Here is a 19155-nt window from a genome sequence, read left to right as displayed (position 1 = left end):
TCGAGCTCGCAAGCTCGCTCTCTCGAGCCCAGGTTACGTGGACCCCGAGCACCTGACGGACGACGATGGCCCGATGCCCGCACCCGTCGACCTGGCCGCCGCCCTCGGACAACTCGAGCAGCCGTGGCAGCCCCGCACCGTCGCCGTCCTCAACGACTACGACCTGCGGGTCGTGCGCACCCACGGCGAGTTCACCCTGCACAGCCACCCCGAGACCGACGAGGTGTTCCTCGTGCTCTCCGGATCTCTGACGATCCGCCTGGACGACGGCGACGTCGCCCTCGGCCCAGGTCAGCTCTACGTCGTCCCCAAGGGTGTGGCGCACCAGCCGGCCTCCCGAGACGGCGCAGAGGTGTGCTGATCGAGCCCAGCGCGACGGTAAATACAGGGGACACCCCGAGCGAGCTCACGTCGGAGCGCCGCGTCCTCTGAGGAGGGTGCGGGTTCAGACGCCGGCGTGCAGGGGTTCGTAGACGACGATCTCGGTGCCGTCGGGGCGCCAGGTGCGCCATCGGCCGTCGGGTTGTCGCTCGATCCGGAAGCCGTGATGGACCTTCGCGTGATGGCGCTCGCAGAGGAGGGCGCCGTTGTCGAGATCGGTCTGGCCGTCGTGGGCCCAGTGAATGAGGTGGTGCACGTCGCACCAGAAGCTGGGAGCGTCGCAGCCGGCGAATACGCAGTGGTGGTCGCGGACCTCGATGGCCCGCCGCAGGTGCAACGGGAAGAGCCGTTTGGTGCGACCCGCTTCCAGTGGCTGCCCTTCCGGGCCGATGACGATGCGGGTGATGTTGCCGTCGCATGCCAGCATCCGGGCGCGCGCTGCTGAGATCTGCGAGCCGTAGCCGGTCCGCCCCGCACCCGGGAGGGTGGCCAGGTCGACCAGGTCCGCCAGCGGAATGGTCACGATCACATGAGGCTTGGATCCGCGCAGGATGGGCAGCCCGTCGGCAGCGAGCGTGTTGTCGGCCCACTGCACGAACGCATCACCCAGTTGCTGGGCGCGGGTGCGCAGGTCCCCCTTGGGGCGGGAGGCCTGCACCATCGACTCCAGCACCGTCTGGACCTTCTCCCCGCCCACGGCGTCGAGGTCGGCGCGGAGGGTGATGCTGCCGTCGGCGTGCTTGGCGATCGACACTCCGCGCCGCTCGGTCGGATCCGGTTCGGTGCCGTCGGGATCCAGCCGGTCCAGGAAGTGCTGCACGACCGCGCGCAGCTCGTCGTACGGCCGGGTGGAGGCGACGTCGGCGAGGATCCGGTCCACTTCGGCGAGGTCGATGCCCTGCCCGACCGCTTCCGCCTGCACATCCCCCGCCGCAACCGCGGCGATCACGGCGACCTGCTCGGCGTTCACCGTGCCTCGGGCGAACGCTGCGGCCACGGCCGGCAGCTGCTCCAGTGCGCGGCCGTTGCGGACCAGGCGGTGCGCCGCACCTGCCGACAGTCGTAGATGACCGCGGAGCCAGGACCGCATCGACTTCTGCCCGTCGCGCTCCGGCGCCTGGAGGTTCTCAGCCCGGCGCACCGTTCGGGCCAGCTCCGCCTGTCCGGCATTGACCATCGCCGTGAGCAGCGCCGTCCGATCCAGCACCTGGGCGTCGGTGACCAGATCGTCCAGATCGCCGGCGTCGAGCAGTGCCTGCAGCAGTTCCCGCACGACACCTCCCCGCCCTCGATCACTTGTTCGAATAATACCGGCAACACGCGGCTCGCGCACCACGAATCCCCAGGTCAACCGCCTGTCCACAGATGAACGGGGCCTCTTGACACGAGGTGATCAGTGACCGGAGACGGCAGCAGTCCCGAGTCCGCCGCGGGAACCGCCGGTGCGCGGTCCCGCCGTCCACCGGACGGTGGAGACGGTGGAGTCGACGGAGGGCACGGCGACGTCCGAAAACCGCCAGTTCTCGCCGTCCGGGGCTGGCATGCTCGTCTTCATGAGCCGGACGCTGGACCACGAGCGCTGTTACCGCGCGGTCGCCGGGCGCGACGCCCGGTTCGACGGCTGGTTCTTCACCGCCGTGCACACGACCGGCATCTACTGCCGTCCGTCCTGCCCGGCCCGCACCCCGCTCGCCCGCAACGTCTCCTTCTTCACGACCGCCGCGGCAGCCCAGGCGGCGGGCTTCCGCGCCTGCCGCCGCTGCCGTCCCGACGCCGTCCCCGGGTCACCCGAGTGGGACGTCCGGGCGGACGTAGTCGCCCGCGCCATGCGGCTCATCGCGGACGGCGAGGTGGAGCGCTCCGGCGTTCCGGGGCTGGCCGCGCGGCTGGGCTACTCCGAGCGCCAGCTGCACCGCCTGCTGGTCGGCGAGCTCGGCGTCGGTCCGCTCGCACTCGCCCGTGCGCAGCGCGCCCAGACCGCGCGACTGCTCATCGAGACCACCGACCTGCCGATGGCCGACGTCGCCTTCGCGGCGGGGTTCGCCAGCATCCGGCAGTTCAACGACACCGTCCGCGAGGTGTTCGCCATGTCACCGACCGGGCTCCGCAGGACCACGACCCCGTCCGGGGCGACGAACGCCGCACCCGGCTGGCTGACCATCCGGCTCGCGGCCCGCGCTCCCTACGCCGCGGACGAGGTGCTGCTGTTCCTGGGCGCTCACGCCGTCCCCGGCCTGGAGGAGTGGGACGGGACGACGTTCTCCCGCGTGTTGGACCTGCCGCACGGCCCGGCGGTCGTGCAGCTGTCCCCCGCGCCCGGCGGCGGCGCCGGGGTCACGGCCAGACTGAGGCTCGCCGAGCTGCGCGACCTGGGGGCCGCCGTCACCCGCTGCCGCCGAATGCTCGACCTGGACGCCGACCCGGTCGCGGTCGACGACGTGCTCGGCGGCGATCCCGCCCTGGCACCCGTCGTGGCTGCCGCCCCCGGGCGCCGGGTGCCGGCCTCGCCGGACGCCGACGAGCTGGCCGTGCGCGCCGTCCTCGGTCAGCAGGTCTCGGTGGCCGGGGCGCGCACCCTCACCGCACGGCTGGTGACAGCAGCCGGCACGCCTCTCGCCGAGCCGGTCGGCACGCTCACCCACGCCTTCCCCCGGGCGGCAGCACTGGCGGAGGCCGATCTCACCGCCGTCGGCCTGACCGGCGCGCGCCGCCGCACGGTGCACGCCCTGTCGGCCGCGCTGGCCGGCGACGGCATCGCCCTCGACCCGGGTGCCGACCGCGACGAGGCCCGGCGGGCGCTGCTCGATGTCCCCGGGATCGGTCCCTGGACCGCGGCACTCGTCGGCCTGCGCGGCCTCGCCGACCCCGACGTCTGGCTGCCCGGCGACCTCGCCGTGCGCCGGTCACTGGAGTCCCTCGGCAGCAGCGACGCCGACGCCGCCGCGCGGTGGCGGCCGTGGTCGTCCTACGCCGTCCTGCACCTGTGGGCGCTCGCCGTGCCCGCCCTCTTCACCCGCCCGAGCCCGGAACCTGCCCTCCCGAGGAGTGCCTGATGTCCACCCCAGCCCGCCCTGGCCCAGCCCGCCACGCCACGATCACCACGCCACCCGGGCCCTTCACCGTGCTCGTGGACGCCGACGACGTCGTCCTCGCCAGCGGCTGGACCGCGGACGTCGCCGATCTGCTGCCCGTCGTGCACCTCTCTCTGCGTCCGGCCGGCAGCGAGCGGGTGGCAGACCTGCCCGTGCTCGACGCGGTGGAGAAGTACGTCGCCGGTGACGTCACGGCCATCGACGAGGTCGCGGTCCGCCAGCGGTCGGGGCCCTTCCTCACCGAGGCCTGGCAGATCCTGCGCACCGTGCCCGCGGGGCACCCCGACAGCTACGCCGCCTTCGCCGCGCGCTGCGGCCGGCCCGCCGCGATCCGGGCCGCCGCGAACGCCTGCGCTCGCAACGCGGCAGCCCTCTTCGTGCCGTGCCACCGGGTGCTCGGCTCCGACGGCGGCCTCGGCGGCTTCCGCTGGGGAACGCCGGTCAAGCGCTGGCTGCTCGACCACGAGGCGGAGCACGCACCGCTCGCCGCCTGATCCCGGCGTCAGCGAGGCAGGGGGGCGGTCAGCTCCAGGTTGATGTCGTCCGGGTCCTGCACGGACAGGATGGCGATCCCGAACCCGGTCAGCTCCTGGATGTCGCCGTGTTCGACGCCGGCCTCATCCAGGCGGCCCGCGGCCGCATGAAGGTCCTCGACCGACCCGACGGCGAGACTGAGGTGGTCCAGCCCCACCCGGGTGGACCGGAAGCGATCTCCCGCTTCGGCCACCGGACGCAGACCCAGCAACTGATGGCCCACGGAGAAGACGCAGCCGCCGTAGACGCGCGACGGGTCCGCGAGCACGGCCGGGTCACCCGCCTGATCGCTGAAGTCGACGGCAGGCCCCGCGCCCAGCAGGCGGACGTAGAAGCCCTTGGAACGGGCGATGTCGGTCACTGTCAGCCGGACGTGATGGATGGCGTCGGGGCGGGCCAGCGGCTCGGAGGTGTCGGTCACCGGGCCACTGTGGGCCATGCGCTGACGTTCCGGCTGTCCGCGATCGCGGCGGCTACCGCCCCGCGGCCGGGTTGTAGCCGATCGTCACCACGCCGCTCTCGTAGGCGAAGATCACCGCCTGCACGCGGTCGCGGAGCCCCAGCTTCATCAGCACCCGGCCGACGTGCGTCTTGACCGTCGTCTCCGACACCACGAGCGTGTCGGCGATCTCCGCGTTGGACAGGCCGCGGCCGAGCAGGCCGAGGATCTCCCGCTCGCGCGGGGTCAGTGAGTCCGGGGCCGGAACGACCGCTGGACGGACGAGGTGGACCTCGATCATCCGCCGCGTGATCGACGGGGCGAGCAGCGAGCTGCCGCTGTGGACGGCCCGAATGCCGTCGACGAGCTGTTCGGGCGGGACGTCCTTGAGCACGAAGCCGGAGGCGCCGGCCCGGAGGGCCTCGTAGACGTACTCGTCCATGTCGAACGTGGTCAGCATGATCACGCGGACGGCGGCGTGCGCGGGGTCAGCCAGGATGCGCCGGGTCGCCTCGATGCCGTCGACGCCCGGCATCCGGACGTCCATCAGCACCACGTCCGGCGGGTCAGCGGTGACGCGCGCGACGGCCTCCTCGCCGTCCGCGGCCTCCCCCGCAACGACGAGGTCGGACTCGGCCTCCAGGATCATCCGGAACCCGGCGCGCACGAGAGCCTGGTCGTCGACGACGAACACGCGGACCGGTCCGGCGGAGGTCATGACGCCGTCACCACCGGCAGCTCGGCGCGCAGCTCGAATCCGCCGCCCTCCGCGGCACCTGTGGTGAGCGTTCCGCCGTACACCGCGACCCGCTCGCGCATGCCGAGCAGCCCGGTGCCCGGGGGTGAGCCGTTGGGCCCCGCGCCGTCGTCGCGCACGCAGATGACCAGCCGGTCGTCGCCGTGGCCGATGTGCACGAGTGCCTGGCGTGCTCCCGCGTGCCGCAGTGTGTTGGTGAGCGCCTCCTGGACCAGCCGGTAGGCCGTGAGGTCGAGGCCGGGTGGCAGCGGCGCCGGCTCCCCCGTCGTCTCGAAGGAGACGTCGAGCCCCGCCCGCCGGAATTTTTCGACCAGCCGGTCCAGCTGATCGAGCGTGGGCGGCGGGGCGAGGTCGGGGGGCGCGTCACCGGATCGGAGCACTCCGACCATCCGGCGCATCTCGGCCAGCGCCTCCCGGCCGGCCGCCTCGACCGTCTCCAGGGCGGCCCGCTCCTTCTCCTGGTCGGGCCGCATCAGCCGGCGGACGGCGGACGCCTGCACGGTCATCACGCTGACGCTGTGGCCGACGACGTCGTGCAACTCCCGGGCGATCCGGTTGCGCTCCTCGGCGACGGCGGTGAGGGCGCGCTCCTCCTGCTCGCGGGCCAGCCCCTCCTTGTAGAGGCGGCGAGTGCGCAGGTACGCGCCCAGCAACCAGGCGACCAGCCACAACGAGAGCCAACTACTCCCCTGGACGTACTGGATCGGTCGCACCGTGAGCGGGTCGAAGGCCAACCAGGCCGCGCCCAGCCCGACGAGGGCGGCCAGGCCGGCCAGCGCGCGCCGCCGGTCCTCACCGTTCGCCACCGAGTACGCCGCGATCATCGGCATGAGCGCGAGGCCCATCCCCTCCGGCGACCCCACGGCGGCGAACTCGAGTGCCAGCACGGCGCAGACGAGCACGACGCAGCGCAACGGGTGGAGCCGCCGGATGACCAGAGCGGCGGCCGCGAGGCCGTAGCCCAGCGCCTGGACCCAGTGCGGACCCTGCCGGTGCGTCTCCTGCCAGCCCAGCCACGCCTCCGTCTGACCTGCCACCAGGACGACGAGCGCCAGCAGCACGTCGAAAGCGATCGACCGCCGGGTCATCCGCAGAACCTAGATCTCCTCCGGTGTTCCGGCGTCCTCCTCGCGGATGACGTGAGGATCCTGCGCGCGGCCGACCTGCAGATGGTCAGTGCGCAGGACGACGTGTCCGGGGTGCCGAACCTATGTTTCCGCCGACCGCACGGCCGCCCCGACTGCAGGAGGAAACCATGGACATCTCACGACGGACGGCGGGGCTGGGAATGCTCGCCTACGGCATCGGCACCCCACTCGCTTTCATGAGCATCGGATCGCCCGGCGGCGACTACGAGAACAGCACCGTCGTCGCGTACATGGCGACCGGGAGCTGGGCCCGCTCGATCGCCCTGGCCTATCTCGGTGCCTTCGCCGCCGTCGGCCTCCTCCCCTTCGCCCGGCGCATGCGGTCGGAATTGGGCTCGGGCGGCGACACGTTCTGGGGGCTGATGGTCGGCGGCACCGCGGCCGCCGTGGTCGGCTGGTTCCTGGTCGGCGGCGTGGCGGTCGTCTTCGCCGAGGGCGGCGCGCCACTGAGGGCCCTTCCGCATCCGGTCGTCTATGCACTGAGCGAGATGAGCAACCTGGTGGCGGTGTGCGCCAGCGCCTTCCTCATCGGGAGCGCCGCACTGGTCCTGGCCATCCGTGGCGCCCTGCCGTCTGCCCTGCGGGTGGTGACCGCCGTCGCGGGATTGTGCGGCCTCCTCGCCGGGTTCTTCTTCCCGCTGTTCCTCTTCTGGCTCTGGGCGATCGGGTTCGGTGTCTGGGTTGCCGCGACCGGCGCCCGTACGAGCCGACCGATCGAGGCGCAGCGCCAGCCGGCATGAGCGCAGCGACGGCGCCGGCCGCCACCAGCGGCCGGCTTCGTCCCACGTTGTGTCGTACCCGTGCGGCACCCTCCCGGACATGGACGCCGCTTCCCTGCTCACCGGTCTCCTCCTCGGCGCACTGCTGGCCACCGCCGTCACCCTCGGCGTGGTCACGTTGCTGTCCCGGAACCGCCCCGACGACACCGGCCTCGAACCCGTGCACGAGTCGCTCGACCATCTGCACCGGCTGCTGGCCGGGATGGAGCGAGCGCGTGCCACCGCGCACGGCGAGCTTCGGGAGCAGATGGGCACCGTCGGCTCCACCTCGGCACAGCTGAGGCAGGAGACGGCCGCCCTGGTCACGGCCCTGCGCACACCGCACGTGCGCGGGCGCTGGGGCGAGGTCCAGCTCCGCCGGGTCGTGGAGGTGGCCGGGCTGGTCGAGCACTGCGACTTCGTCGAGCAGCCGTCGGCGGTCAACGACCAGGGCGCCGGCGTCCGCCCCGACCTCGTGGTGACGCTGGCCGACGGCCGACAGGTCATCGTCGACGCGAAGGTGCCCTTCACCGGGTACATCGAGGCCGTCCAGGCCGACGACATCACCGTCCGCGCGCAGCGGGTCGCCGCGCACGCCCGGCAGCTGCGCACCCACATCGACACCCTGGCCGCGCGCCGCTACCCGACCGCCTTCCGGCCCGCCGCGCCGTTCACGGTCCTGTTCGTCCCCTCGGACGGCTTCCTCATGACCGCGCTGGAAGCCGAGCCGGGACTGCTGGAGCACGGTTTCGCCAAGGACGTCGTCGTCGCGACGCCGAGCACGCTGCTCGCGCTGCTGCGCACCGTCGCCTACTCGTGGCGGCAGGAGCGCCTCGCGCGGGACGCCGACCAGGTGCTGGAAGTGGGCCGGCGGCTGCACGCCCGGCTGAGCACGCTGTCCGGGCACCTGAACCGGCTCGGCTCCGCTCTCGGCACGACGATGGCCCGCTTCAACGACACGGTCGGTTCCTACGAGCGCTCGGTGCTGACCGCGGCCCGCCGCTTCGACGACCTGGGCATCGCCGAGAGCCCGGTGCCCGAGCCGGCCCCGGTCGAGGCGACCATCCGCACCCTGCGGCCGGCCCAGCCGTCCGACGACGAGCTGGAGGAGTCCCGCGACGGCACAACGGGCTAGGTCGGGCTACTCGGTCCGGGCGGCCTTCTCGGCGCGGCGGAGCTCGTGCGGGAGGGCGAACACCAGCCGCTCCTCCGCCGCCTTGACCGTCTCGACGTCGGCGTAGCCACGCTCGGCCAGCCAGTCCAGGACGTCACTGACGAGGATTTCCGGCACCGAGGCGCCGCTGGTCACGCCGACCGTGCCCACGCCCTCCAGCCACGCCTCGTCGATCTCGGAGGCGAAGTCGACGAGGTGCGAGTCGCGCGCCCCGGCCTCCAGCGCGACCTCGACGAGGCGGACGGAGTTCGACGAGTTGGTCGACCCGACGACGAGCACCAGGTCGCACTCGCCGGCCATCTGCTTCACGGCCTGCTGACGGTTCTGGGTGGCGTAGCAGATGTCGTCGCTGGGCGGGGACTGCAGCCCGGGAAAGCGGTTCTTCAGCTGGTCGACCGTGGCGAGGGTCTCGTCGACCGAGAGCGTCGTCTGCGACAGCCAGACCACCTTCTCCGGGTCGCGCACCTGCACGTTGGCGACGTCGTCCGCCCCGTCGACGAGCTGGATGTGGGACGGCGCCTCACCGGCGGTGCCCTCGACCTCCTCGTGCCCGCGGTGGCCGATCAGCAGGATGTCGTAGTCGTCGCGGGCGAACCGCTTCGCCTCCTGGTGCACCTTCGTGACCAGCGGGCAGGTCGCGTCGATGGTGCGCAGCTGCCGGTTCGCGGCCTCCTCGTGCACCGCCGGCGAGACGCCGTGCGCGCTGAAGACCACGACCGAGCCCTCGGGGACCTCATCGGTCTCCTCCACGAAGATCGCCCCGCGACGTTCCAGCGTGGCGACGACGTGCTTGTTGTGGACGATCTGCTTCCGCACGTACACCGGTGCGCCGTGGATCTCCAGCGCCCGCTCGACCGCGATCACCGCGCGGTCCACGCCGGCGCAGTACCCACGTGGGTCGGCCAGGAGGACGCGTCCGCGCTGATCAGCCATGCACCCATCGTAGGCGGGGCGAAGAGACCGACCGTGGTCCCGGACGTGGCACTGGCCACCGCCCCTCAGGGTGGAACTGGACACAGGGGGTGTCGCCCCGTTCGTTGTGGGGCAGGGTGTGCCCATGGCCCGAGAGATACCTGAGGTCGTCCGCGCCGCCGCCGGACTGGCCGCCACCGTTCTGGACGAGGCGCGCAAGCTCCCCGAGACCCTGCCCGGCCTGCCGGTGCGGCTCATCGGGCTGGCGATGCAGCATGCGATGAAGGTGCAGCAGCAGTACGCCGGCTTCGTCGCCCGCGGGGACGAGCTGTTCACCGGCCTGCGCGGCGAGGACGAGCCCGGTCTGGCGACCTTCGACGACGACGAGCCGCTGCCGGCGCCCACCGGCTTCCGCGAGTCCGCCTTCGACCGCGCCGACGACACCGAGCCGACGAGCGCGGACGTCGACCTGATCCTCGACGAGGAGGTCGCCACCGCCGAGGAGGCTCCCGACACCCAGGAGATCCTGGACGAGATCGCGATCGACGAGCTCGTCGACCAGGCCCCCACGCTGGAGGAGACGGCACCAGGGACCCCTGCCCCGGCGAAGAAGGCCGCCGCGAAGAAGGCCGCCGCCAAGAAGGCGCCCGCCAGGAAGGCTGCGCGGCCACGGAAGTCCGCGACGACGGCCGAGGACACCACCGCCGTCCAGCCCGCACTGCTGGAGGCGGAGCCGTCCGCCGACGTGGCGACGACGGTCGACGTCCTCACGCCGGCAGGTGACATCGCGGCCGTCGACGCGACCGTCACCGACGAGGGCGTCGCCGCGCCCGAGGGCGTCGCCGCGCCCGAGAGCGTCGCCGCGCCCGAGAGCGACACCGCGCCCGAGAGCGACGCCTCGACCGGTGCGGAAGCCTCGACCGGCACTGACGCCTCGACCGGGACCGCCGACTCGACCGGGACCGCCGAGTCGGTCTCCCCGGCCCCACGGAACGCCCCCGTCGACGGCTATGACGCCTTCACGGTGGCCCAGCTCCGTGGACGCCTGCGCGGCTACGCACTGAACACCGTCGAGGAGCTGATCGCCTACGAGCAGGCGACCCGTGCCCGCGCGCCCTACCTGACGATGCTGCGCAACCGGCTGGAGAAGCTCGAGGAGCAGGCGATCGCGTCCAGCCCGCTGGCCCCGCGCGGGACCTGAGGGCTGGGCCGAGGGTGTCGGTGCCGTCTGACACCCTCACCGGGTGACTGCTCCGTCCTCCCCCGAGGCGCCCTGGCCGGTGCGCACGGTGGCGCGCAAGGTCGCCGACTGGATCGGCCGCCTGGGCGAGGTGTGGGTGGAGGGGCAGGTCGCGCAGCTGTCCCGTCGAGGCGGCGCCGCCACGGTGTTCCTCACCCTCCGCGACCCTGCGGCCGATCTCTCGGTCCCGGTCACCTGTCACCGCGACGTGGCGGAGCGACCCGGGCTGGAGCTCACCGAGGGCTCACGGGTGATCGTCCGCGCCCGGCCCGATTACTACGTGGCACGCGGCTCGTTCTCGTTGCGGGCGACCGAGATCCGCGCCGTCGGCCTCGGCGAGCTGCTGGCCCGCATCGAGCGGATCCGGCAGTTGCTTGCGGCAGAGGGTCTGTTCGACGCCGTCCGCAAACGGCCGCTGCCCTTCGCCCCCGCGGTCGTCGGGGTCATCACCGGGCGGGACAGTGCGGCCGAGCGGGACGTGCTGGTGACCGCGCGCCGGCGCTGGCCGGCCGTGCGGTTCGAGATGTTCAACTGCGCGGTCCAAGGGCCGCAGGCCGCCCAGAACGTCATCGACGGGCTGCGCCGGCTCGACGCCCACCCGGCCGTCGAGGTCATCGTCATCGCGCGCGGCGGCGGCTCGGTGGAGGACCTGCTGCCGTTCTCGGACGAGGGCCTGGTGCGCGCCATCGCCGCCACCCGCACGCCGGTGGTCACCGCCGTCGGGCACGAGACAGACACGACGCTGGTCGACCACGTCGCCGACGTCCGGGCCGCCACCCCCACCGACGCCGCGCACCGGATCGTCCCGGAGATCGGTGAGCAGCGGCGGCTGGTCGAGGGTCTCCGGTCCCGCGCACGGCACCTGCTCACCACCCGGCTCGACCAGCAGGAGCGCTGGCTGGAGTCGGTGCGCACCCGCCCCGTGCTCGCCTCCCCCGACCGGTTGCTGCACGGTCGCGTGGACGACGTCCTCGGCCTTCGTACGCGGGCCCGGCGCACGCTGGTGCACCGCGTCGAGAGCGCCGAGCGCGACCTCGAACATGCGCGTGCCCGGGTGGCCGCCCTGTCGCCCGCGGCCACCCTCGACCGTGGCTACGCCGTCGTCCAGCGGGTCGACGGCGCCCTGGTGCGCGACCCCGCCGACGTCAGCGACGGCGAGCTGCTGCGCGTGCGGGTGGCCGGCGGCCGGCTGGCCGTCCGCGTCGACCGCGCCGCCGACCCGACATCGCCGACCGAGGAGGACGCATGACCGAGAGCACCGAGCCGACGACCACGTACGAGCAGGCCCGCGAGGAGCTCGCCGACGTCGTCCGCCGCCTGGAGGCCGGCGGGCTGACGCTGGAGGAGTCGCTCGCGCTCTGGGAGCGCGGCGAGGAGCTCGCGAAGCTGTGCCAGCACTGGCTCGACCGGGCCCGCGAACGGCTGGCGGCCGCGTCCCCCGCCGACGGCGCCGATCAGGACTGACCGGCGCCGCCGGCTGCGGTCAGGCCGCGCGCCGGACGTCGCCGTCGGTGGTGACGACGAGCCCCGCGTCCGACAGGAGGGCGAGCACCCGGTCGGCCCGCAGACGCAGCAGGCGGGAGATCTGCATGTCGGCCAGCCGGTGGTTGTTGAGGTCGGCTGCCAGCGGGTCACCGGGACCGTCGTAGAGGCACCGCGCGAGCATGTCGCGGACCTCGGGCGGCACGAGCGGGCCGGGGCGCACCGGCGGCCGTGCCGAGGGCACCCGGGTCACCATCCCGCAGGCACACGAACCGCCGGTGGCGGGTGGCCGGTGGTCGCCGCCGGAGCAGGGAACACGAGGGGGCATGGGGACTCCTGGGGGTGCGCGAGTGGCTCGCGTGACGGGTGGGGCGGAAGCGTCCCGCCAGTCGCGAATCGCCGACGCGCGGCGCACCGGACAGTAATCATGTCGTGACGTAGACCACATTTCGGCCCGTCGACCGGGGAAGCCGCGGCACTCAGGGGGTGTAGGGCGCCACCGCTGCCGCGACGGTCTCCAGCTCCTTCTCGGACGCGGATCCGCTGACGGTGACGACCACGCCGCCGTCGTCCCGGGACAGCACGGTCTCGCCCTTCCGCGTCGTCGATCGCGTCCAGGACCGGCCGGCGACGTCGACCGCCCCCCTCTCCTCGGCGCCGTCGAGCACCGCGGCGACCGGGTCCGCCCGGCGGTCGTCGCTGACCACGAAGCCGGCGAACTCGTCCGACGGGGTCACGTAGCCGATCTCGAGCGTCACCGGGTCGCCCTCGGAGGCGGCGCCGGCATCGGTGCGCGCGCTGGTCGGCCGGTAGTCCTTCCCGAGGCCCTGGGGGACCACGATCGGGTAGCTCGCCCGCGCGGCCGCCAGGTCGATCGTGGAGGTGGGGTCGACCGTGCGCACCGGCTGGACGTCGGGACCCTGCCGGAAGCTGGTCCACCAGACGATCACCAGGCAGATCAGCACCAGCGGCAGCAGCGAACGCACCATGTTGGCCGCGTTCATGCGCGCCGCCCGCTGGACGGCCGGACTCGCCGGGGTTCCCTGCTCGGGGCCCGGGGCGTCGTCCATCCCGGGCGGTCGCTGACTCGGCGGGCCGGCTGCGGTCATGCACCTAGGATCGCAGGAGAGCTTGCCCCCTTTGCCACCAGCGCCGGTGGTCCGATCAGGAGGTCCCGTGCTGCCCGTCCCTGAAGGTCTCCCGACGAACCGCGGCTTCCGGACCGACCGACCGGCACCGGACCGGAACCTGGCCCTCGAGCTCGTCCGGGTCACCGAGGCCGCCGCCATGGCCGCCGGCCGCTGGGTGGGCCGCGGCGACAAGAACGGCGGCGACGGGGCCGCGGTCGACGCCATGCGCGCGCTGATCGGCACCGTGAGCATGAACGGCGTCGTCGTCATCGGGGAGGGCGAGAAGGACGAGGCCCCGATGCTCTACAACGGCGAACAGGTCGGCGACGGGAGCGGTTTCGAGACCGACGTCGCCGTCGACCCGATCGACGGCACCACCCTGATGGCCAAGGGCATGCCCAACGCGATCGCCGTCATGGCCGTCGCCGACCGCGGCGCCATGTACGACCCCTCGGCCGTCTTCTACATGGAGAAGCTCGCCACCGGCCCCGCGGCCGCCGACGTCGTCGACATCACCGCGCCGGTCGCGGAGAACATCGCCCGCATCGCCAAGGCGAAGAAGAGCTCGCGCGGCGACGTGACCGTCTGCATCCTCGACCGCCCCCGGCACGAGAACCTCGTGCGGGAGGTCCGGGAGGCCGGCGCCCGCATCAAGTTCATCACCGACGGCGACGTCGCCGGGGCGATCGCCGCCGCCCGGGAGGGCACCGGCGTCGACCTGCTGCTCGGCATCGGCGGCACGCCGGAGGGGATCATCGCCGCCTGCGCGCTGAAGTGCATGGGCGGTGCGCTCCAGGGCAAGCTCTGGCCCAAGGACGACGAGGAGCGGCAGAAGGCCATCGACGCCGGCCACGACCTCGACCGGGTCCTGCACATCGACGACCTCGTCCAGGGCGACGTCTTCTTCGTGGCGACCGGCATCACCGACGGGGAGCTGCTGCGCGGCGTGCAGTACCGCGCCGGCGGCTGCACCACGCAGTCGCTGGTCATGCGCTCGCGCTCGGGCACGATCCGCTCGATCGAGAGCCTGCACTCGCTGGAGAAGCTGCGGGCCTACTCGGCGGTGCCGTTCGACCGCGACGAGCAGTAAGGAACAGGCGGCTCACGACGGCGTCGGCGAGGCCGGTGGCGGCGCGCCCGCTGAGGGCGGAGGGGGAGTCGTCCGCCGCGCCAGCCGATCCAGCAACGCCGACCAGCGACTGGCCGACGCGCCGGGGGCGAGACTCCGCAACCGGAGGTCGCCGAAGATCGTCCTGGCGTGGACGACGATGAGCGGCGTGCCCGCGAGCCGTTGCACGGGCGCGAGGGCGATCGTGCGGTCGCCGAAAAGGGTGCGACCGTGGAGCTCACCGTCCACGCCCTCGGCGAGGATCACGTCGATGTCACCGAACACCGTGCTCAGGTGCAGGTCGATGCGTTCCTCGCTGGTGCGCAGCCCCCGCAGGTCGATCCGGACGTCGCCGAACACGGTGCTGGCCCGTTGCGGTGGCGCCGCCCCTCCGGCCAGGACGACGTCGCCGAAGACGGTCGAGACCTCCTCCTGCGTGCGCCGGCCGACGATCTCGACCGGCCGGGCGGGATGGAGCGGCAGATCGGCGACCAGATGGTCCAACTCGTTCCGGGTGACCGCGGCGTAGGCGGCGTCGGCCCGCTGACCGAACTCATCGAGGTCGATGCGCCCCTCTCCGAGCGCTGACTGGAGGCGCGTGACGGTGGCCTCGCGGTCGGCATCGGAGGCGCGGACGGCCCGCGGACCGTCGGGGGCGAGGGCGTCGGACACGCCTACGGACCGTAGTGCGTCGCGGCGCCTGCCGGTTCGTACCCCGCCCCGGGCCGTCCCTCGAGGCGACGGGCGCGACCGGGTCAGCCGGGGAAGGCGTCGGTGCAGTAGACGACGTCGGAGTTCGTGGCCGGCTGGCGACCGGCGCACGTGCCGCCGTACGTCTCGTAGTCCGAGCCGACCTCCGACTCGTTGTAGAGGGTGTCGCAGGCGGCCATGTCGCCGTCGTAGCAACTCTGCGCGTACTGGTCGAGGACGGGATCGTCGCCGAGACCGTCGGGGGTGCCGCCCGCGGGTGGGATGCCGCTCGCGCCGTCCGGCGACGCACCGGACGAGCTGGAGGACGTGGTCCGCTCCGCCGTCGACGAGGCCGCGCCGGTGGTCGCGCTGTTCGTCGCGGAGCCGGCCGTCGCCGTGTTGTCGTCCTCGCCGAACACCAGGAACAGGGCGACGCCGATCGCGGCCAGGACGACGACACCGGCGATGACCAGCGCGATCAGGGTGTTCCTGCTGCCCTTCGGCGGCCGGTTCCCCGGCCCGCCGGGGGCACCCCACGGTGCGCCGGGCCGGCCGTAGGGCTGCTGCCCCGGCTGCCCGTAGCTGGCTTGGCCGTACGGGGGCTGCCCGTACGGGGGTTGGCCGTACGGGGGTTGGCCGTACGGGGGCTGGCCGTACTGAGGCTGCCAGTACTGGGGCTGGCCGTAGGGCTGCTGCCCCGGCTGCGGGCCGTAGGCCGGCTGGCCGTAGGGCTGCTGCCCGTACGGCTGCCCCGGCGGGCCGTAGGACGGCGGTGCCGCGAACTGCTGCGTCTGTTCCCGCTGGGGTGCTCCCGGGGTGCCGAACTGCTGCGTCGGCTCGTCGGCGTTCTCCGGGGAAGGCGGCCATCCCTGGGCCCCGGGCTGCTCTCCCTCCGGCTCGCTGCCACCTCGCGGCGCGTACGGCGGCTGTGACATGGCAGCGCTCCTCGACGGCATGCGGGTCCGGGGTGCGGATGCTAGGGCTCCCTGGCGGTCACCGGCACCGCTTGGGGCGCGCCCGGTGACGGGGTGCGACGCGTCGACGACGAACTCCCCGCGGACACCAGCCGTGCGACGCGAACCGGGGTGTCTAGGGTCCTTCCCGGAGCACCGTCACCATCCACATCACCGGGAGCGCAGCGTGGCCAGCGACAACCAGGGCAGCGAGACCAAGGGCACGGAGTACCGCATCGAGCACGACTCCATGGGCGAGGTCCGCGTCCCCGCCTGGGCCAAGTGGCGGGCCCAGACCCAGCGAGCCGTCGAGAACTTCCCGATCTCCGGCACGCCCATCGAGCGCGAGCTGATCGGCGCCCTGGCCGCGATCAAGGGAGCGGCCGCGGCGGTCAACGCAGACCTCGGCGTGCTCGACGCGGAGGTCGCCGCCGCGATCACCGCAGCCGCCACCACCGTGGCCCAGGGCGACTGGGACCAGCACTTCCCCATCGACGTCTTCCAGACCGGCTCGGGCACGTCGAGCAACATGAACACCAACGAGGTCATCGCCACCCTCGCCACCGAGGCGCTGGGCAAGCCCGTGCACCCGAACGACCACGTGAACGCGTCGCAGTCGTCCAACGACGTCTTCCCGTCGGCGATCCACGTCGCCACCACGGGCGCGATCGTGCGCGACCTGATCCCCGCGCTGCAGCACCTCGAACTGTCGCTGTCGCGCAAGGCCGACGAGTTCGCCGACGTCGTCAAGAGCGGGCGCACACACCTGATGGACGCCACGCCGGTGACCCTGGGCCAGGAGTTCGGTGGCTACGCGGCCGCCGTCCGGTACGGCATCGAGCGCCTGCGCGCGTCGCTGCCCCGGATCGGCGAGCTCCCTCTGGGTGGCACCGCCGTCGGCACCGGCATCAACACCCCGCCCGGGTTCGCCGCCGCCATCATCGAGCGGCTGGCCGGCGAGCTGGACCTGCCGCTGACCGAGGCCCGCGACCACTTCGAGGCGCAGAGCTCGCGCGACGGCCTAGTCGAGGCCTCGGGGCAGCTCCGCACGATCGCCGTCGGCCTGGTCAAGATCGCCAACGACCTCCGCTGGATGGGCTCGGGCCCCCGCACCGGGCTCGGCGAGATCTTCCTGCCCGACCTCCAGCCCGGCAGCTCGATCATGCCGGGCAAGGTGAACCCGGTCCTGCCGGAGGCCACGGTGCAGGTCGCCGCCCAGGTCATCGGCAACGACGCCGCCGTCGCGTTCGCCGGCACCACGGGCAACTTCGAGCTCAACGTCACGCTGCCGCTGATGGCGCGCAACGTGCTGGAGTCGATCCGCCTGCTGAGCAACGTCAGCCGGCTGCTGGCCGACCGGTGCATCGACGGCATCACGGCCAACGTCGAGCGCTGCCGCGAGCTGGCCGAGTCCTCGCCGTCGATCGTCACTCCGCTGAACAAGTACATCGGTTACGAGGAGGCCGCGATCGTGGCCAAGCAATCGCTCAAGGAGAAGAAGACGATCCGCCAGGTGGTGCTGGAGCGCGGCTACGTGAAGCAGGGCAAGCTCAGCGAGCAGCAGCTCGACGAGGCGCTCGACGTGCTGTCCATGACCCACCCCTGACGGGCACCACCGGGGATGGAGCAGTAGCGTCCGAAGGCGTGAGCGACACAGACGTAGCCCTGCGCTACCCCGGTGGAGAACTGGCCCTGCCCGTCGTCGAGGCGACCGAGGGCTCCGATGGGCTCGACACGAGCAAGCTGCTGTCGACGACGGGCAAGGTCGCCCTCGACATCGGGTTCGTGAACACGGCCTCGTGCACGTCGGCGATCACCTACATCGACGGTGACGCCGGGATCCTGCGCTACCGCGGCTACCCGATCGACCAGCTCGCCTCGCAGTCCACCTTCCTCGAGGTCACCTACCTGCTGATCTACGGCGAGCTGCCGACGGCCGACCAGCTGGGCTCCTTCGACCAGCGCATCCGGCGGCACACGCTGCTGCACGAGGACCTCAAGCAGTTCTTCAACGGGTTCCCGCGCGACGCGCACCCGATGCCGGTCCTGTCGTCGGCGGTGAGCGCCCTGTCGACCTTCTACCAGGACTCGCTGGACCCCTTCGACGAGGAGCAGGTGGAGATCTCCACCCTGCGGCTGCTCGCAAAGGTGCCCACGATCGCGGCCTACGCCTACAAGAAGTCGGTCGGGCAGCCGCAGCTCTACCCCGACAACTCCTGCGGGCTGGTCGAGAACTTCCTGCGCATGACCTTCGGGTTCCCGGCCGAGCCCTACGAGGTCGACCCGGAGTTCGTGAAGGCGCTGGACATGCTGTTCGTCCTGCACGCCGACCACGAGCAGAACTGCTCCACCTCGACCGTCCGCCTGGTCGGCTCCTCGCACGCCAACCTGTTCGCCTCGGTCTCGGCCGGCATCAACGCGCTGTTCGGCCCCCTGCACGGCGGCGCGAACCAGTCGGTGCTCGAGATGCTCGAGGCGATCAAGGCCGACGGCGGCAACATCCCGCGCTTCGTCGAGCGGGTGAAGAACAAGGAGCCGGGCGTCAAACTCATGGGCTTCGGTCACCGGGTCTACAAGAACTACGACCCGCGCGCGGCGATCGTGAAGGCGACGGCGGACAGCGTGCTGGACAAGCTCGGCGGCAACAACGAGCTGCTCGACCTCGCGCGCCAGCTCGAGGAGATCGCGCTGAAGGACGACTACTTCGTCTCGCGCAAGCTCTACCCGAACGTCGACTTCTACACCGGCCTCATCTACCGGGCCATGGGCTTCCCGACGCGGATGTTCACGGTCCTGTTCGCGATGGGGCGGTTGCCCGGGTGGATCGCCCAGTGGCGGGAGATGATCGCCGACCCGACCACCAAGATCGGCCGGCCGCGCCAGCTCTACACCGGCGAGACCGAACGGAGCTTCGTCCCGCTCGGCGAGCGGTAACCGACAGCCCCGGACGACGGGCCGGGTAGCTCCTCCTCCGTGGAGGCGCTACCCGGCCCGCGCCGCGTCGCGGCGGTCGCCCTACGGTGGACGCGCTCCCCGCCCGGACACGACCGACAGGAGGACCGCCGATGGCCGAACCGCCGGGCGACGACGTCCTCGTCGTGCCGCCGATGCCGCTGGCCACCGGCCAGGTGATCGAGCCGCCGGACGACGGCCCACCGCTGCGGATCACGAAGCTCGAGTTCGTCGTCTCCACCGAGGACGGCGGCGAGCTGCGGATCCCGCTCGTCCACCGGCACGGCGCCTGGTGGGCGCCCTGACCCCTCCCCCGTGCGGGTCAGTTCTGCTGGAACGGCCCCGGATTCACCCTCACCCGGAGGGGTGAGGGAGGGGTAGAAGACTTTCAGCGACCCCCCTCGG

The 19155-nt window shown here is 72.6% G+C and carries 22 protein-coding genes; 12 read left to right on the top strand and 10 right to left on the bottom strand.

Annotation, left to right across the window (positions count from 1 at the left end; translation table 11 throughout):
* Positions 1-73 precede the first annotated feature (73 nt).
* Positions 74-361, top strand: coding sequence for a cupin domain-containing protein (locus AC2H4J_RS03260; protein ID WP_487463389.1), 288 nt, complete (start codon positions 74-76; stop codon positions 359-361).
* Between the two features lie 84 nt (positions 362-445).
* On the opposite strand, the gene AC2H4J_RS03255 is transcribed toward AC2H4J_RS03260, so the two are convergent.
* Complete coding sequence (locus AC2H4J_RS03255; protein WP_487463388.1) at positions 446-1654, bottom strand: HNH endonuclease signature motif containing protein; 1209 nt, start codon at positions 1652-1654, stop codon at positions 446-448.
* Between the two features lie 120 nt (positions 1655-1774).
* A complete protein-coding gene (locus tag AC2H4J_RS03250) occupies positions 1775-1936 on the bottom strand; it encodes a hypothetical protein (RefSeq protein WP_487463387.1) in 162 nt (53 codons plus the stop codon).
* Here AC2H4J_RS03250 and AC2H4J_RS03245 point away from each other — a divergent pair.
* A complete protein-coding gene (locus AC2H4J_RS03245) occupies positions 1935-3434 on the top strand; it encodes an AlkA N-terminal domain-containing protein (protein ID WP_487463386.1) in 1500 nt (499 codons plus the stop codon). The two genes, AC2H4J_RS03250 and AC2H4J_RS03245, sit on opposite strands and share 2 nt — an antisense overlap.
* A complete protein-coding gene (locus AC2H4J_RS03240) occupies positions 3434-3967 on the top strand; it encodes a methylated-DNA--[protein]-cysteine S-methyltransferase (protein WP_487463385.1) in 534 nt (177 codons plus the stop codon). The genes AC2H4J_RS03245 and AC2H4J_RS03240 overlap by 1 nt, the downstream gene beginning before the upstream one ends.
* Before the next feature lie 8 nt (positions 3968-3975).
* Here AC2H4J_RS03240 and AC2H4J_RS03235 read toward each other — a convergent pair whose 3' ends face one another.
* Genes AC2H4J_RS03235 through AC2H4J_RS03225 form a run of 3 tightly spaced genes read right to left on the bottom strand, consistent with a single transcriptional unit; the run spans position 3976 to position 6291 of the window.
* A complete protein-coding gene (locus AC2H4J_RS03235) occupies positions 3976-4428 on the bottom strand; it encodes a VOC family protein (RefSeq protein WP_487463384.1) in 453 nt (150 codons plus the stop codon).
* A gap of 52 nt (positions 4429-4480) precedes the next feature.
* A complete protein-coding gene (locus AC2H4J_RS03230) occupies positions 4481-5164 on the bottom strand; it encodes a response regulator (protein WP_487463383.1) in 684 nt (227 codons plus the stop codon).
* A complete protein-coding gene (locus tag AC2H4J_RS03225) occupies positions 5161-6291 on the bottom strand; it encodes a sensor histidine kinase (protein WP_487463382.1) in 1131 nt (376 codons plus the stop codon). The genes AC2H4J_RS03230 and AC2H4J_RS03225 overlap by 4 nt, the downstream gene beginning before the upstream one ends.
* Before the next feature lie 167 nt (positions 6292-6458).
* Here AC2H4J_RS03225 and AC2H4J_RS03220 point away from each other — a divergent pair, with 167 nt between their 5' ends.
* Positions 6459-7091 carry a hypothetical protein gene (locus AC2H4J_RS03220; protein ID WP_487463381.1) on the top strand — a complete coding sequence of 211 codons (633 nt, stop codon included), beginning with the start codon at positions 6459-6461 and terminating at the stop codon, positions 7089-7091.
* 79 nt (positions 7092-7170) lie between these two features.
* Positions 7171-8244 (top strand): DNA recombination protein RmuC, encoded by a 1074-nt coding sequence (locus AC2H4J_RS03215; protein WP_487463380.1) that lies wholly within the window; start codon positions 7171-7173, stop codon positions 8242-8244.
* 6 nt (positions 8245-8250) lie between these two features.
* On the opposite strand, the gene AC2H4J_RS03210 is transcribed toward AC2H4J_RS03215, so the two are convergent.
* Complete coding sequence (locus tag AC2H4J_RS03210) at positions 8251-9216, bottom strand: 4-hydroxy-3-methylbut-2-enyl diphosphate reductase (RefSeq protein ID WP_487463379.1); 966 nt, start codon at positions 9214-9216, stop codon at positions 8251-8253.
* 124 nt (positions 9217-9340) lie between these two features.
* Between AC2H4J_RS03210 and AC2H4J_RS03205 the strand changes: the two genes are divergently transcribed.
* The 3 genes from AC2H4J_RS03205 to AC2H4J_RS03195 are packed head-to-tail and all read left to right on the top strand — an operon-like array spanning position 9341 to position 11899.
* Positions 9341-10396, top strand: a complete 1056-nt coding sequence (locus AC2H4J_RS03205; protein WP_487463378.1) for a lipid droplet-associated protein — start codon at positions 9341-9343, stop codon at positions 10394-10396.
* Positions 10397-10439: 43 nt separating this feature from the next.
* Positions 10440-11684, top strand: a complete 1245-nt coding sequence (gene xseA / locus AC2H4J_RS03200; RefSeq protein WP_487463377.1) for an exodeoxyribonuclease VII large subunit — start codon at positions 10440-10442, stop codon at positions 11682-11684.
* Positions 11681-11899, top strand: coding sequence for an exodeoxyribonuclease VII small subunit (locus AC2H4J_RS03195; RefSeq protein ID WP_487463376.1), 219 nt, complete (start codon positions 11681-11683; stop codon positions 11897-11899). Before xseA ends, AC2H4J_RS03195 begins: the two co-directional genes overlap by 4 nt.
* A 19-nt stretch (positions 11900-11918) precedes the next feature.
* On the opposite strand, the gene AC2H4J_RS03190 is transcribed toward AC2H4J_RS03195, so the two are convergent.
* On the bottom strand, positions 11919-12161 hold the full coding sequence (locus AC2H4J_RS03190; protein WP_487463375.1) for a hypothetical protein: 243 nt from the start codon (positions 12159-12161) through the stop codon (positions 11919-11921).
* 235 nt (positions 12162-12396) lie between these two features.
* Positions 12397-13026 carry a DUF4245 domain-containing protein gene (locus AC2H4J_RS03185; protein ID WP_487463374.1) on the bottom strand — a complete coding sequence of 210 codons (630 nt, stop codon included), beginning with the start codon at positions 13024-13026 and terminating at the stop codon, positions 12397-12399.
* 67 nt (positions 13027-13093) lie between these two features.
* Between AC2H4J_RS03185 and glpX the strand changes: the two genes are divergently transcribed.
* A complete protein-coding gene (gene glpX / locus AC2H4J_RS03180; protein WP_487463373.1) occupies positions 13094-14137 on the top strand; it encodes a class II fructose-bisphosphatase in 1044 nt (347 codons plus the stop codon).
* A gap of 12 nt (positions 14138-14149) precedes the next feature.
* Here glpX and AC2H4J_RS03175 read toward each other — a convergent pair whose 3' ends face one another.
* Both AC2H4J_RS03175 and AC2H4J_RS03170 read right to left on the bottom strand, forming a co-directional pair.
* A complete protein-coding gene (locus AC2H4J_RS03175; protein WP_487463372.1) occupies positions 14150-14827 on the bottom strand; it encodes a DUF1707 domain-containing protein in 678 nt (225 codons plus the stop codon).
* 83 nt (positions 14828-14910) lie between these two features.
* Entirely contained in the window at positions 14911-15780 is an 870-nt protein-coding gene (locus AC2H4J_RS03170; protein WP_487463371.1) for a hypothetical protein, read from the bottom strand.
* Between the two features lie 205 nt (positions 15781-15985).
* On the opposite strand from AC2H4J_RS03170, the gene AC2H4J_RS03165 reads away from it, so the two are divergent.
* The 3 genes from AC2H4J_RS03165 to AC2H4J_RS03155 all read left to right on the top strand — a co-directional run bounded on the left by AC2H4J_RS03165 (position 15986) and on the right by AC2H4J_RS03155 (position 19055).
* Positions 15986-17404, top strand: coding sequence for a class II fumarate hydratase (locus AC2H4J_RS03165; protein WP_487463370.1), 1419 nt, complete (start codon positions 15986-15988; stop codon positions 17402-17404).
* 38 nt (positions 17405-17442) lie between these two features.
* Positions 17443-18732, top strand: a complete 1290-nt coding sequence (locus AC2H4J_RS03160) for a citrate synthase (RefSeq protein ID WP_487463369.1) — start codon at positions 17443-17445, stop codon at positions 18730-18732.
* Between the two features lie 131 nt (positions 18733-18863).
* A complete protein-coding gene (locus AC2H4J_RS03155; RefSeq protein ID WP_487463368.1) occupies positions 18864-19055 on the top strand; it encodes a hypothetical protein in 192 nt (63 codons plus the stop codon).
* Positions 19056-19155: the final 100 nt, after the last annotated feature.

It is taken from the genome of Blastococcus sp. OS1-29 (assembly GCF_057628075.1).
This window is presented reverse-complemented; position numbering and strand designations above follow the sequence as displayed.

Excerpts from the sequence above, each read along its gene's own strand:
- AC2H4J_RS03260 (WP_487463389.1), top strand. The coding sequence starts at position 74 with ATGCCCGCACCCGTCGACCTGGCCGCCGCCCTCGGACAACTCGAGCAG.
- AC2H4J_RS03245 (WP_487463386.1), top strand. The coding sequence starts at position 1,935 with ATGAGCCGGACGCTGGACCACGAGCGCTGTTACCGCGCGGTCGCCGGG.
- AC2H4J_RS03250 (WP_487463387.1), bottom strand. The coding sequence starts at position 1,936 with ATGAAGACGAGCATGCCAGCCCCGGACGGCGAGAACTGGCGGTTTTCG.
- AC2H4J_RS03240 (WP_487463385.1), top strand. The coding sequence starts at position 3,434 with ATGTCCACCCCAGCCCGCCCTGGCCCAGCCCGCCACGCCACGATCACC.
- AC2H4J_RS03230 (WP_487463383.1), bottom strand. The coding sequence starts at position 5,164 with ATGACCTCCGCCGGACCGGTCCGCGTGTTCGTCGTCGACGACCAGGCT.
- AC2H4J_RS03225 (WP_487463382.1), bottom strand. The coding sequence starts at position 6,291 with ATGACCCGGCGGTCGATCGCTTTCGACGTGCTGCTGGCGCTCGTCGTC.
- AC2H4J_RS03220 (WP_487463381.1), top strand. The coding sequence starts at position 6,459 with ATGGACATCTCACGACGGACGGCGGGGCTGGGAATGCTCGCCTACGGC.
- AC2H4J_RS03215 (WP_487463380.1), top strand. The coding sequence starts at position 7,171 with ATGGACGCCGCTTCCCTGCTCACCGGTCTCCTCCTCGGCGCACTGCTG.
- AC2H4J_RS03210 (WP_487463379.1), bottom strand. The coding sequence starts at position 9,216 with ATGGCTGATCAGCGCGGACGCGTCCTCCTGGCCGACCCACGTGGGTAC.
- AC2H4J_RS03205 (WP_487463378.1), top strand. The coding sequence starts at position 9,341 with ATGGCCCGAGAGATACCTGAGGTCGTCCGCGCCGCCGCCGGACTGGCC.
- AC2H4J_RS03195 (WP_487463376.1), top strand. The coding sequence starts at position 11,681 with ATGACCGAGAGCACCGAGCCGACGACCACGTACGAGCAGGCCCGCGAG.
- AC2H4J_RS03185 (WP_487463374.1), bottom strand. The coding sequence starts at position 13,026 with ATGACCGCAGCCGGCCCGCCGAGTCAGCGACCGCCCGGGATGGACGAC.
- AC2H4J_RS03170 (WP_487463371.1), bottom strand. The coding sequence starts at position 15,780 with ATGTCACAGCCGCCGTACGCGCCGCGAGGTGGCAGCGAGCCGGAGGGA.
- AC2H4J_RS03155 (WP_487463368.1), top strand. The coding sequence starts at position 18,864 with ATGGCCGAACCGCCGGGCGACGACGTCCTCGTCGTGCCGCCGATGCCG.